The organism is Adhaeribacter radiodurans (genome assembly GCF_014075995.1).
Lineage (GTDB): Bacteria > Bacteroidota > Bacteroidia > Cytophagales > Hymenobacteraceae > Adhaeribacter > Adhaeribacter radiodurans.
This window is the reverse complement of record NZ_CP055153.1, coordinates 4193610-4206498: the sequence shown is the minus strand read 5'-3', so window position 1 is coordinate 4206498 and position 12889 is coordinate 4193610. Positions and strand designations below refer to the sequence as shown.

Genomic DNA, 12889 nt, shown 5'->3' with positions numbered 1-12889 from the left:
TGGCATAAGAGCTAGCGTAGCTTTTATGTTTTAAAGTTTTTCAAGAATGCTCCACTTTATTTAAAGTTTAAGAGTGTTAAATCCTGTTAGGCGGAGAGTTGGCGTAAGCAGTTTCTCCGTATTGCTTGGAAAGCCAATCTCCTAATTGGCTTTCCGAAAGTAGGGAGAGCGCTTGGCTAACTCTCCCTATTATTATGAGAATATTTTATTTAAATCCTCAAATCTGTACCTGTAACAATTCTCCCCAGTGCGTGGAATAACGCGGACTCATCCGGCTAAGATTCATGCGCCAGTCTTTTTTAGTACCGGTAGTAGCATAACCTATCATATTCATAGCCCATTCGTTCTTGCCCATTTTGGTGTTAAGTTTATCTAGCGCTTGCATGAGTTTTTTACTTTTATCTCGGTCGGTTGTGTCGAATAAATTGGTTTGTACCTGTTGTTCTGGAATAATATCGGACAGAATAACACCGGCTTTTTTATAAGCATACCCAATTTGAAAAATTTGCCTTAAACCTTGTAACACGTAGCGGATAAGCTCACCTGTATCAGCAGAGGCCATGGGCAACGCAATAGTTGTAGCCCGGTGGAATTGCGGTGCCTGCACCGAGAATTTATTTGTCCGGATAAAAACAGAAACAGCTTTGGCTACACTACCTTGTAACCGTAGTTTCTCAGCTGCGCGAGAAGTGTAGGTTGCTACCGCCTCCTGCAGTTCATCGAGTTTAGTGATATATTGCGAAAAAGAACGGGTACAAGCAATATTTTTTCGAGTTTGCTCTTCGGTTACATCTAATTCCTGGCACGGAATACCGAGTAACTCTTGCCGTAACCGCACGCCAACAACGCCGCCCATGTATTTGTATACCCAGCCAGGACTATGGTTTACCAGGTCGGCAGCGGTGTAAACCTGGTGCTGGTGCAATTTAATAGCATAACGTCGGCCTATACCCCAAATATTTTCTACCGGTAAATGCTGCCGGGCAGTTGCTTGTTTTTCGGGTGTGTCGAGTAAGGCTACGCCGTTATAATTTAAATTCTTTTTAGCTAAATGGTTGGCTACTTTTGCCAGAGTTTTGGTGGGGGCTATACCTACACATACGGGTATGTTTAAGTACTGCCCAATGGTTTGCCGGATGATAGCAGCATATGCTTCGAGATGTGCCGGCGGAATATGCTATAAATCAATAAAAGCTTCATCAATAGAATAAACTTCCACTGCACCAAAGGTTTTTAAAATTTGCATTACCCGCCGCGACATATCGCCGTAAAGCATAAAGTTGGATGAAAATACCCGTACCCCTTCCCGATCAATAAGCGGACGCGCTTTAAATAAAGGTTCCCCCATTTTAATTCCTAAATCTTTTGCTTCTTGCGACCGGGAAATAATGCAGCCATCGTTATTAGACAACACTACAACGGGTTTTCCATTAAGCCACGGCTCAAATACCCGCTCGCACGATACAAAAAAGTTATTGCAATCAATCAGTGCGATCATGGCCGTATAGTTTATGTAATACATGAATAACTACACCCCACACCACAAAATCCATTTCGTGGGTTATTTCTAAAGGCTGGTATTTTTCGTTTTCGGGACTTAAGAAAATTCTTGTTCCAAGGTAATGTAGCCGCTTAACCGTGAACTCGCCGTGAACGAGAGCCAGTACAATATTGCCGTGTACTGCCTTTAATGATTTATCTACCACAATAACATCGCGGTCGTAAATGCCGGCATTTTGCATAGAATCGCCACTTACTGTTACAAAAAAAGTAGAAGCCGGGTGCTTTACAATAAACTCATTTAAATCTAAGGTTCGTTCGGTAAAATCGGCTGCGGGCGAGGGAAATCCGGCCGGTACATTATGCTCGTAAAGTCGTACCCGCACCTGACTGGGCTGACTAATAGGGAAAGAAGCAGAAAGAATTTCCATAGTGTATTTAGCGAATAGAGGATATATATTGCTAAATATACTAGCAAAAACTAAAATATGTTCTTTTAATTACTAAATATTTTAGTTTTAAATATACAATGTTTTTATAGGTTACACGCGGGAAGCAAGTAAATACAAAACTGCCATCCGGATGGCAACTCCGTTCTCTACCTGGTTAAGGATTATAGCTTGTTGAGAATCAGCGGCATCGCTGCTTAATTCTACCCCCCGGTTTATAGGACCAGGGTGCATAATTACAATTTCCTTATTTAAGCTATCTAGTAATTTTTTATCGATGCCGTAATAAAGCGTGTATTCGCGTAAAGACGGAAAATACTTCATTTGTTGCCGTTCTAACTGAATGCGTAATACGTTGGCTACATCGCACCATTCTAAAGCTTTGCGTACATTTAACTCAACTTTTACGCCTAAAGCACTAATGTAACGAGGTAGTAAGGTTACCGGACCGCAAACCATAACTTCGGCGCCCAGCTTTTGTAAAGCAAAAATATTAGAGAGCGCTACCCGCGAGTGCAGAATATCGCCAATAATGGCAATCTTTTTACCGGCCACTTCGCCTAGTTTTTCCCGGATAGAGAAAGCATCTAACAAGGCCTGGGTAGGATGCTCATGGGTGCCGTCGCCGGCATTTACTACATTGGCTTTTATATGTTTCGACAAAAAATGCGGGGCACCGGCACTGGCGTGGCGCATTACAATCATGTCTACTTTCATGGCCAGAATGTTATTAACTGTATCGAGCAGGGTTTCGCCTTTTTTTACGGAGCTACCGCTGGCCGAAAAATTAACAATATCGGCGGATAAGCGTTTTTGGGCCAGTTCGAACGAAAGCCGGGTGCGGGTAGAATTTTCGAAGAAAACGTTGGCAATGGTAATGTCGCGGAGCGAAGGTACTTTTTTAATCGGGCGGTTCAGAACTTCTTTAAAATTATCGGCTGTTTCAAAAATTAATTGAATATCGGCGGGGGTAATTTCTTTAATTCCTAAAAGATGCCTAACGCTGAGTTCTTGCATGGATTACTTTTCTTCGGTTTTGGTAATAAGCCAAATATTATCTTCGGAGGTTTCGGGGGTGCGCCATTCTACCAGTACCCGCTGCGACGACAGCGAATTTACCTGCTGCCCAATATATGTAGCCTCAATGGGCAGGTCGCGGCTGTACCGACGGTCAATTAATACCAGTAATTCTACTTTTTGCGGCCGGCCGTAAGCAATCATAGCATCGAGAGCGGCTCGTACGGAACGACCGGTGTACAACACATCGTCTACCAAAATTACCTGTTGGTTTTCAATAATAAAATCAATCTGAGTAGCATTGGCCATAAGCGGATTTTCGCGGCGGCGGAAATCATCGCGGTGAAAGGTTATATCCAGCCGACCGGTTCGAATAGGTGAGCCTACTATTCTTTGCAAAATTTTCTGCAAACGCTCGGCTACAAATATGCCGCGTGGCTGTAAACCTAAGATTACCGAATTAGAAAAGTCGTGGTGATTTTCGATCAATTGCTGCGCTAAGCGTTCCAGCATTATTTGAAGCAACTGATTACTTACAATGAGTCTTTTCTGCATACCGACCAAAGATATCGGGCAAAGATAGGTAATTAGTCGATAGTCCACAGTCCATAGTCCACAGAAATTTTCTTAGCCCATATAGATGGTTCATAGACCACAGATTAAAGATTAGTTATTGCATTTTAGCCGAAAAGTGTGGTTAGTAAATTATAAGCATAACTTACAACCTGCTATAGTATTAAATAAACAAAATAATTAAACTTCCGAGTAAAGCAAAAACAACTATCATTACAGTTATCCCACCAAAAAACCGCTTCTAATATGCTTATTTCCGTTTGCTAAATTTTTAAAGAAAAAATAAATATTAAAAGCTGTTACACTGAAGACTACCCAGGCAAACAACGTTAAAGTAGATTTATCATAACTACCAACCCAAGCAAAACCAAAGATTGTTTCTGCTAAAATCAAAGAGTTAATACTTAGAAATATGTAAGTCCAATTGGTGCGTTTACTATAGAACTCGTTCATTTAACTTTAAACTACCATTAATTTGGAAGATCAAACCATTCAACTTTTTAACCAAAAACCTCTATGGTCTGTCGTCCGTGGTCTATCGACCAAAACTCTACTCAAACACCACTTTGTTCAGGTAAAAAACATTACGCGCCGGACCGCCTGGTGGCCGTACCCGCTGGTAGCCATAAGCAATAAATACATTATTGTACCACGACAATAAGCCAGTTCTTTCGGCTTCAGTTACTTTTTCGTTTGGCTCGTTTGCTAGCACAGCTACTTTACTGTTGTCTTTGGTAACACTGTCTTGTTGTATAATCTTATAGCGAATGTTTTTCTCGTCGCTGTAGGCCATAATAATTTTATCGCCGGTTCGGATTAGCTGGGTGTTTTCAATTAAATTTTCCTGCAGTGCATCTCTTAACGTAAAGCTATTATCCCAGATTAGTTTACCTTCTTTATCAAAAGCGCAGGCAATAGTATGGGTGTACCGGTAACCATCAAAAACGCGGGCCAATGGCGCTAATCCGTAATTATACGTGCTGGAACTGCTGTATTGCGGATAATACGCCTCGGCTACCAGCAACATGCCTTTTTCGTAGTAAATAATGTCGTGCAATAAAATACGATAGCGGAGCCGAAAATCTTTGTCTTTGGCTTTAAAGCGAGCCGCTTTCCGGTAAAGCCTTTCCCGCCGACCTTTGCGCATGTAATCGAAGAAATGCCGGAAGCTTTTAAAATCGTAATAAATAATATCGCTTTGCTCGTTAAATAACTGACTGGTAAACAAACCTTGAGCGTACCGCATATCGCGTAGCGAATACGTGCCTACCATTATTTTCTGGCTGCTATCGCCGGGGCTCAACTGGCTCGTAATTAAACTACGGTTAAGCTTTGATTGCAAGATTTTAATGCTGCGTAAATTGCCAATTTCATCAAATCGTTTCACCTGCAAGCGACCTATGCGACCGTTCGATTCCGATAAAACAAACTCAGCCCGTTGCGTAGCCGTGTCGGCGTTAAAAGTAGCTAAAGCATCGGCTTTGTCGTATAAAGCCGGTATGGTTTTGATTTGGTCGGTTTGTAAATCTAAGTTTAATACGATTAAATGGCGTAAGTCATAGGCAATTAAATAAGCATTATTATTCAGTACTTTAAAGCTTTCAATTCGTAAATCGGCGGGCAAATCATAATCACGTAAATCGTAAGTAACTTCTGAATAAGCGGCGTTAAAACTATTTATTCTTAAAAGAACAAACTCCCAGGGTTTATAGGTGAGAAACAGAATATAAATAAAGTTGTGATCGGCAAAAATATGTTGCAGGCGGTAATCTTCCTGAATAGGTATTTGGCCCGACCAGATTTTATTTAGCTCTTGGTCGAATTTTGAAAAAGTAAAAGTTTCTTTTGTACTTAAATCTGAGTAATCGTGGGCGTACACAAATAAAGTACTGTCTTGTAGAGGGTACACTTCAAAGTGCGAATCAGAAGTAGTAGCTTCAAACTCCACCCGATTAGGTTGTACAGGTTCCTGGCTGTATGCAATATATGATTGAAAAATCCAGAAAGTAAATAATAAAAACCAGGTAGCTTTCGACATCAAGAACCCTATTTCTTGGCTTAGTTAGATGAGAATAACATTTAATTTAAGACTTATACGGTACTTATGCAAAGGATGCAAAGTAGTTTAGTAAAATATTTTAGGAAAGTAATGATAAAGAGGACGAAATCGATAGTATAGTTTAGTAATAAATGAACGGTGGCGGCAAATTGTCAAACCTTAATAACAAATAAAACATTTCTTTTTAATCTTAAATTGCCTCTGGCTTCGGCCTGGGGTTATACAACAGGCTCTCTCTAGCTAAGGCCAGAGGCAATTCAAGTAGTAGCATAAAATCAATTCTGCCGGATATATCTGAATCTGCGTAATCCGTAAAATCCGCGGTCCGAATCTAGTTGCCTAAACCTAAAATAGTATCGTATTCTTCGGGTTTTAGGGGCATTACGGATAAACGCGATTGCCGCAACAAAGCGATATTCTCAAGCCGGTTGTCTTTTTTTATTTGATCCAGGGTTACGGGTTCCTTAAAATCGCGGGTGGGTACCAGGTCAACGGTTTGCCAGCGGGCATCGTCGGAGGTAGGATCTTGGTAAGCTTCCCGATCTACTTTAGCTATACCTACAATTGCTTTTTCTGATACGCTGTGGTAAAATAATACCGGATCACCGGTTTTCATTTGCACTATATTATTTCGAGCCTGAAAATTACGGACACCCGTCCAGGAAGTTTTACCGTCTTTTACTAAATCGGCCCAGGAATAAGCTTCCGGTTCTGATTTTACGAGCCAGTACTGCATGTGTTTGTTAAGAAATTAAGTTGAATAATAGACAAGTTGTTAGAGTGCATTTAAAATATTTAATGCCGATTTTTACCGCCAAAGATAGATGATAATTGCCTAAAATAGACACGAAGCCTGCTTTATTCAACTCCTGAAATGGTATGCCAGGTACTAAGTTTATGGATTGATCCGCACCCGCAGCTAACAGAAATGTGTATCTTTGCAAAAATTAAATTGCCTTGAAAAACAAAGAGATAATCCGGACGTTCCGGCTAGCTGTTTCGTTATTGGAACTGCACGACGAAAATCCTTTTAAAATACGAACCTATAGCAATGCCGTTGCAAACCTGGAACGGGTAGATGTGGCTTTAGAAAGTTTGCAAACAAGCGATTTAGAACACCTGGAAGGCATTGGTAAATCGATTGCGAGTAAAATTTTTGAACTGAACCAAACCGGCAGTTTTCCGGAATTAGATGCCTTACTAGCGGCCACTCCACCGGGCGTAGTAGATATGCTGCGGATAAAAGGGATTGGACCGAAGAAAATACGGGTAATCTGGAAAGAATTAGGCGTAGAAACCGCGGAAGATTTACTGCAAGCCTGTGAAAATAACCAAATAGCCGCTCTAAAAGGTTTTGGAGCTAAAACCCAGGAAACAATTAAAAACGGATTGCTTTATTCGGAGTCTAGTAAAGGCAAAGTACATTACGCTACCATTGAAAAATATGCTAATGAGTTCGTTTCTTTTCTGCAAACCAACTTGCACACGAACTTGGTAGCTGTAGCAGGAGAAGTACGGCGACGTTTAGAGATAATTGAAACTATGTTGTTTATTGCTGCTCCGCAAGATCCTTTGCAGGTACCCATTCTACTGCAGCAACGACCAGAACTGCAATTCGACGAAGTAAAGTCCGGACCTTTTGTTTGGCGCGGACAGGAAACACAAACCGGCGTACGGGTAGAAATAAAAATAGTACCTGCTGATTCTTTTTACAATGCTTTATTTCAATATACAGGCGCTACGGCGCACTTAAGCTCTCTGTACAACGATACGGATTGTTTACTGCAATTAGTAAATCAACACAAATTTACTTCCGAAGAAGAAATTTATCAAAAAGCAGGTTTGGCGTATATCGAACCAGAACTACGCGAAGGCGCTCAGGAAATTGCTTTGGCCCGCGAGAACCGGTTGCCAAAGCTAATTGCTGATGAAGACTTGCAAGGTATTTTGCATAATCATACTACTTACTCCGATGGGGCTCATACTTTAGCTACCATGGCTACTTACTGCCGCGACCAAGGGTATCATTATCTAGGTATCTGCGATCATTCCAAAGCAGCTTTTTACGCCAATGGTTTGGTAGAGCACCGGGTAAAGGAACAACACCGCGAAATAGATCAGTTAAACGGACAAATGAAGCCGTTTAGAATATTTAAAGGCATTGAAGCCGATATTCTGGCGGATGGTTCACTGGATTATAACCATGAAGTGCTAAGTACTTTTGATTTTGTAGTGGCTTCTATTCATAGTAACTTAAAAATGGAGGAGAAAAAAGCTACTGAGCGTTTGTTAGGGGCCATTCAAAATCCATTTACTACTATTTTAGGTCATCCAACGGGCCGTTTACTGTTGCAGCGCGAAGGATATCCCATTGATTATAAAACTGTTATTGATGCTTGTGCTTTTTACAAGGTAATTATTGAAATTAATGCCAATCCCTGGCGCCTGGATTTAGATTGGCGCTGGGTAGATTATGCTTTGTCGCAGGGCGTGTTGCTGAGTATAAATCCGGATGCCCATAGCACCAGCGGTTACCACGACATGCATTATGGCGTGCAGGTAGCTCGTAAAGGCGGCCTAACCAAAGAAATGACCTTTAATGCCTGGCCTTTGGAAAAGGTAGCCCACTATTTCGAAGAACGCCGGATAAAAGCGCTTGCGGAGGTTAAATGACGAAAATATTAGTACTGCGCTTTTCTTCTATTGGTGATATTGTGCTTACCACGCCGGTAGTGCGGGCCTTAAAGCAGCAATTACCAGCAGCACGTATTCATTACGCTACCAAGTTGAATTTTAGAAGCGTTGTAGAGCATAATCCGTACATTGATCAGGTGCATTATTTGCGCGAAAACGTAAGTGATTTAATTGCCGAACTAAAAGCCGAGAAGTTTGATTACGTGGTGGATCTGCACCATAATTTACGAACTAGCTTCATTAAGTTTAAATTAGGCGTACCAAGTAAAAGCTTCGATAAATTAAATGTAAAGAAATGGTTACTGGTACGTTTTAAAGTAAATAAACTGCCAGCTGTACACATTGTAGACCGCTACCTGGCAGCAGCTTCGGAGCTGGGAGTGAAAACGGATGACCAAGGTTTAGATTATTTTATTCCGGCTGCCGATGAAGTAAAGCTCGCTGACCTGCCCCATACGCACCAGAATGGATATTATGCTTTTGCCATAGGAGCGCAGCATGCTACCAAACGACTACCCACCGAACGAATAATCGAAGTTTGTACTAAAATAAATGCTCCGGTTATTTTATTAGGCGGCAAAGAAGATGCCGCTACCGCCGAAGAAATTACTAAATTCTTTCATAGCCGAGCAACGAACCACGAACAAGAAACAATTATCTACAACGCCTGCGGTAAGTATAATTTAAATCAATCTGCTTCGCTGGTAAAACAAGCCATTGCCGTTTTTAGTCACGATACCGGGTTAATGCACATTGCCTCAGCTTGTAAAAAAAAAATTTATTCGATTTGGGGTAATACCGTGCCGGAATTTGGTATGTATCCGTACAAAACCGATTTTTTAGTTTTCGAGCGACCTAATCTGTATTGCCGGCCCTGCTCTAAAATTGGGTACAGCAAATGTCCGCAAGGCCATTTCAAGTGCATGCGCGAAATAAACTTCGATTTTGAGCTAAATCACTAGCAGTCGCTTTTATGTTGAATTTCAAGTTTTATAAACAAGCTATTCCCGCCAAAGTAAAATAGTGCCAGACTTAAGGAGTGTATTGTCTTTAATATTCCTGGCCTGTTTTTGATTCTTATCTAAATTAATACCCAATCGCATTTAGAGCTTCCCTATCAAGATTTGGGTTAAATTATATGGTATTGACCCGGTAGATTTTATAAACAGGAATGTTGGAAACCTGCCGGAACAATAGATTGATGATAGCTACTTCTTCCACATTAGTAATCCTGCCAGGACCTAACCGGCAGAAAAGAAGAACGAATTGTTGGTAGTAAAGGAGATTACCTACTATAACTTTCCAGACTACCCTGCCGCAGTCACTCTTAATTGGTTAGATCATTCCAGGATGACAGAGGTAACTAGAAAAAACTGTTTTAATCTGCTATTTCCGACAATCCTGTTTTAAAAACCTGGCGGGTTTGAACGAAGGAAGTTGCTTTTTGCTATTGGGCCTAAATAGTGCTCTTTTGTGGCCAATAAATCAAGAATGATTATTGGTGCATTGCCTTTATTGTGGCGGGTACTTCAAATAAAATAAATGCTGTTTTCTCCTCCTCCAATAATTGCAATCCCTGCTTTTTTTAAGCAGCATATTCCTCTGGAGTTCTTTTAATTTTAGATAATTTAATCTATAAATAACTAATTTTTTACAAACCTTGCTCCAGCTCAAACGTTTAGGAAATCATTATTCTATTCTCATTTTTAACTTGTTAACTCAGAAATTATGATTTTAAGAATGGACCGGCTGCCCATAGAGCTGCCTACCCCTAACAATCCGTCGCCGAATGATGCGGCAGCGATACAAGAATTATTGGGTGGTAAATTCGGGGAAATGTCTACCCTGATGAACTACACTTTTCAGTCGTTTAACTTTCGGGGCCGGAAGCGCCTGCGGCCATTCTATGATTTAATATGCAGTATTGCCGGGGAAGAATACAGCCACATTGAGGTAGTTTCTTATGCCATTAATTTGCTATTAACTGGTACTACAAAACGCGGTTTCGATCCGGAGCCTGGTCCGCTTAAAGATGCTACCGATGCTCGTAATACTTACCATTTTATTGCCAGCGGCCAATCTGCCTTGCCTTTGGACTCGATGGGTAATTTCTGGACCGGCCAAAATGTTTTTAACAGCGGTAACTTAAAATTAGATTTGTTGCACAACTTCTTTTTAGAATGCGGTGCGCGAGCCAATAAAATGCGGGTTTACGAAATGGTAACCGACCCAACTGCCCGGGAAATGGTAGGCTTTTTACTAGTTCGGGGTGGCTTGCACGTGGTGGCCTATGCCCGGGCTCTGGAGCATTTAACTGGGGCCGATGTAACTAAATTAATTCCAACGCCCGACCTGAGCAATAAAGCTTTTCCGGAAACGCGTAAATACGAAGAAAACGGTATTCACCGGATATTGTATACTTTTAGCCAAGACGATTACCAAAAAGCTGGTTTAGTATTTAACGGACCACATCCGGAAGACGGACAACCTTTAGAAGTTAGATTCGGAGCGCCTGAAGGTACCCCAATGCCAGACATGGACGAAGAACCACAACTTAATGCACCCGGAGCGCTAGATTTTGACCCGGATATGTTTAAAGATATCGCCAAAAAAATGGGTATTAAGTATTAATCCTTCTTTTTAATTAGCTTAACCTTTTCAAAGTTACTATTCGGCTAAGGGTAGTAACTTTTTTATTTTACTCTTTTCTGTGGTCTAATACCAAATAGTATAAACCCCAGACTATATAAAGTTAAATAAAAGGCTTTTCCGTGAAGCCTTTTCAAGGCTCCCAAAAAAAACCAAACTCCGCTAAGTATTTCAAAGAATTTAAACCAATACTTTCCTTGGCTATCTATGGAATAATGATTAAACAATCGGGTATTAACTACCCTTAATAGAGGTATTTAACAGAATGCTAAACCTGTAAGTATACTTTTTTCGAGCGTGGCTTGATCAATGTTATTATAATTTAAAGGAAGTTATAACTTCTATAAACGACCATGACCGAAAACAAAGGTCCGGTCATGGTTATGCTAAAGTCGTAAGAAAATTTTGAAAACCCTTAAGGAGGGATAAATAAAAGGTACAGAGATTCCATTAGCTAGTTTGAAATTATAAATGGGTTTGTGACAAAAAAGTAAGTAGCATTATTAAATAGTTTTACTAAATCAGCTAGTAAGACTATTAAGTAAGTTAATAAATATTATACGATTATAAATTCAGAAAACTTAATATACAAATATTTATGACTTTTACTTTTAAAATAATTTATGTACTTATTAGTTACCTAAAAGAGAATAGAGGTAAAATGCAAGTTGTAAATGACTTGCCTGCTTGGAGCAAGATAAATGAAGCCTGTTCTGGCCTATAGTAGAGCTTTTTTATTCTAAACCCAATTAATATTTTAGGATTTAAACAAAAAATATTATAAATCCTCCGGAATGTTAAATTTATATTTTGCTTTATTTTACCCTGTTGATTGAAGCAGAGATGTTAAAAAATAGATATAAGTTTTTATTAAAAATTTAGCAAAATCTAAAATATTTAGCTAAGCATTATATTTATTGTAGAGGAAAATTTTTTAGAAGTAAGAAATTAATTTGGCTAAGCCTTAAATGTTAACTACTCTCTTCTTTTTTGCTTCAAATTGTAAGTTCATCCGCGTTATTGTTTAGCGGTGCTGTTCATAAAGGAGAGGATGGAGGGATTGCTGCAAAAAATTAAGATTGTTATTTGATAGCGCTTCCGCGTTCGGGATATATAAGGCTTCTTGCAATTGGGTTTGAGTTCGAATACCTAAAACAGTAGAAGCTACCGCCGGATGATGCAACACGTATTGAACGGCCACATCAGCCATTGATAGATTGTCTGTAACCAGGTTTTGTATAGCTTCAATTACTTTTTTTACTTCTTGTTCCGAATAGCCGAGGTAAGTTTTAGGCGGTTTACCCGCTAATAATCCTTGAGCCAGACTACCCCGGGTAACAACTCCAATTTGATTTTCCTGTAATAAATCTAATACAGTTTCTTCGGGGCGACGGTCCAGTAAACTATACTGCATCATTACGCTCACAATATTCGACCGTTTTATGTATTCCCGGATAACATTTGGTCGGATAGAAGATATACCATAATTCCGGATTTTACCTTGTTGTTTCAGTAACTCAAATGTCTCAATGGTTTCATCAATGGGGTCGTCGAGGGTGCCACCGTGCAGTTGGTATAAATCAAGGTAATCGGTTTGTAGTCGTTGCAGGCTGCCTTCTACGGCTTTTAAAATATATTCTTTGCGGGGGTTCCAATCCCAACCACTGCCATCCGTACGCCATTGGTTTCCTACTTTAGTAGCAATAATTACTTGATGGCGATTTTCCCGAAAGGCTTGTCCAACTAATTTTTCATTTTCTCCTTTATCGTACAAGTCAGCGGTATCAAAGTAATTAATTCCGTTGGTAAAGGCTTGTTGCAGTAATTGAATGCTTTCTTCCGGATTAGTTGCCGGTAAAGACTTACAACCAAAACTGGTGGTACTTACTTTTAAGTCTGATTTACCTAATACTTTATAGTGCATATTTCTGACGAATTAAAGCTGAAA

The 12889-nt window shown here is 40.1% G+C and carries 12 protein-coding genes; 3 read left to right on the top strand and 9 right to left on the bottom strand.

All coding sequences use genetic code 11. From position 1 onward, the window contains the following. Window positions 1–217: 217 nt before the first annotated feature. The 8 genes from HUW48_RS16855 to HUW48_RS16820 all read right to left on the bottom strand — a co-directional run bounded on the left by HUW48_RS16855 (window position 218) and on the right by HUW48_RS16820 (window position 6334). Complete coding sequence (locus HUW48_RS16855) at window positions 218–925, bottom strand: DinB/UmuC family translesion DNA polymerase (protein WP_182412058.1); 708 nt, start codon at window positions 923–925, stop codon at window positions 218–220. Window positions 926–1177: 252 nt separating this feature from the next. After that, window positions 1178–1498, bottom strand: coding sequence for a Y-family DNA polymerase (locus HUW48_RS16850; protein WP_182412057.1), 321 nt, complete (start codon window positions 1496–1498; stop codon window positions 1178–1180). After that, window positions 1482–1931 (bottom strand): LexA family protein, encoded by a 450-nt coding sequence (locus tag HUW48_RS16845; RefSeq protein WP_182412056.1) that lies wholly within the window; start codon window positions 1929–1931, stop codon window positions 1482–1484. Before HUW48_RS16845 ends, HUW48_RS16850 begins: the two co-directional genes overlap by 17 nt. 111 nt (window positions 1932–2042) lie before the next feature. Then, window positions 2043–2966, bottom strand: a complete 924-nt coding sequence (locus HUW48_RS16840; protein WP_182412055.1) for an aspartate carbamoyltransferase catalytic subunit — start codon at window positions 2964–2966, stop codon at window positions 2043–2045. 3 nt (window positions 2967–2969) lie between these two features. After that, window positions 2970–3521, bottom strand: coding sequence for a bifunctional pyr operon transcriptional regulator/uracil phosphoribosyltransferase PyrR (gene pyrR, locus HUW48_RS16835; protein ID WP_182412054.1), 552 nt, complete (start codon window positions 3519–3521; stop codon window positions 2970–2972). 237 nt (window positions 3522–3758) lie between these two features. Further along, the gene (locus HUW48_RS16830) at window positions 3759–3932 is read right to left on the bottom strand and encodes a hypothetical protein (RefSeq protein ID WP_182412053.1); all 174 of its coding nucleotides are present in this window, start codon (window positions 3930–3932) and stop codon (window positions 3759–3761) included. A 157-nt stretch (window positions 3933–4089) separates the two neighbouring features. Then, window positions 4090–5577: a hypothetical protein gene (locus HUW48_RS16825; protein ID WP_182412052.1), complete on the bottom strand. Its 1488-nt coding sequence runs from the start codon at window positions 5575–5577 to the stop codon at window positions 4090–4092. Between the two features lie 352 nt (window positions 5578–5929). Continuing rightward, window positions 5930–6334 (bottom strand): EVE domain-containing protein, encoded by a 405-nt coding sequence (locus tag HUW48_RS16820; protein WP_182412051.1) that lies wholly within the window; start codon window positions 6332–6334, stop codon window positions 5930–5932. A gap of 221 nt (window positions 6335–6555) precedes the next feature. On the opposite strand from HUW48_RS16820, the gene polX reads away from it, so the two are divergent. The 3 genes from polX (at window position 6556) to HUW48_RS16805 (ending at window position 10923) form a co-directional block, all read left to right on the top strand. Continuing rightward, window positions 6556–8271 (top strand): DNA polymerase/3'-5' exonuclease PolX, encoded by a 1716-nt coding sequence (gene polX / locus HUW48_RS16815; RefSeq protein WP_182412050.1) that lies wholly within the window; start codon window positions 6556–6558, stop codon window positions 8269–8271. Continuing rightward, window positions 8268–9254 carry a glycosyltransferase family 9 protein gene (locus HUW48_RS16810; protein WP_182412049.1) on the top strand — a complete coding sequence of 329 codons (987 nt, stop codon included), beginning with the start codon at window positions 8268–8270 and terminating at the stop codon, window positions 9252–9254. The genes polX and HUW48_RS16810 overlap by 4 nt, the downstream gene beginning before the upstream one ends. A 766-nt stretch (window positions 9255–10020) precedes the next feature. Then, complete coding sequence (locus tag HUW48_RS16805) at window positions 10021–10923, top strand: manganese catalase family protein (protein WP_182412048.1); 903 nt, start codon at window positions 10021–10023, stop codon at window positions 10921–10923. Window positions 10924–11965: 1042 nt separating this feature from the next. Here HUW48_RS16805 and HUW48_RS16800 read toward each other — a convergent pair. Then, window positions 11966–12865 (bottom strand): aldo/keto reductase, encoded by a 900-nt coding sequence (locus tag HUW48_RS16800; protein ID WP_182412047.1) that lies wholly within the window; start codon window positions 12863–12865, stop codon window positions 11966–11968. Window positions 12866–12889 lie beyond the last annotated feature (24 nt).

Coding starts and splice junctions, on each gene's coding strand:
- HUW48_RS16825 (WP_182412052.1), bottom strand. CDS start 5,577: ATGTCGAAAGCTACCTGGTTTTTATTATTTACTTTCTGGATTTTTCAA.
- HUW48_RS16845 (WP_182412056.1), bottom strand. CDS start 1,931: ATGGAAATTCTTTCTGCTTCTTTCCCTATTAGTCAGCCCAGTCAGGTG.
- HUW48_RS16805 (WP_182412048.1), top strand. CDS start 10,021: ATGATTTTAAGAATGGACCGGCTGCCCATAGAGCTGCCTACCCCTAAC.
- HUW48_RS16850 (WP_182412057.1), bottom strand. CDS start 1,498: ATGATCGCACTGATTGATTGCAATAACTTTTTTGTATCGTGCGAGCGG.
- HUW48_RS16800 (WP_182412047.1), bottom strand. CDS start 12,865: ATGCACTATAAAGTATTAGGTAAATCAGACTTAAAAGTAAGTACCACC.
- HUW48_RS16840 (WP_182412055.1), bottom strand. CDS start 2,966: ATGCAAGAACTCAGCGTTAGGCATCTTTTAGGAATTAAAGAAATTACC.
- HUW48_RS16810 (WP_182412049.1), top strand. CDS start 8,268: ATGACGAAAATATTAGTACTGCGCTTTTCTTCTATTGGTGATATTGTG.
- HUW48_RS16820 (WP_182412051.1), bottom strand. CDS start 6,334: ATGCAGTACTGGCTCGTAAAATCAGAACCGGAAGCTTATTCCTGGGCC.
- pyrR (WP_182412054.1), bottom strand. CDS start 3,521: ATGCAGAAAAGACTCATTGTAAGTAATCAGTTGCTTCAAATAATGCTG.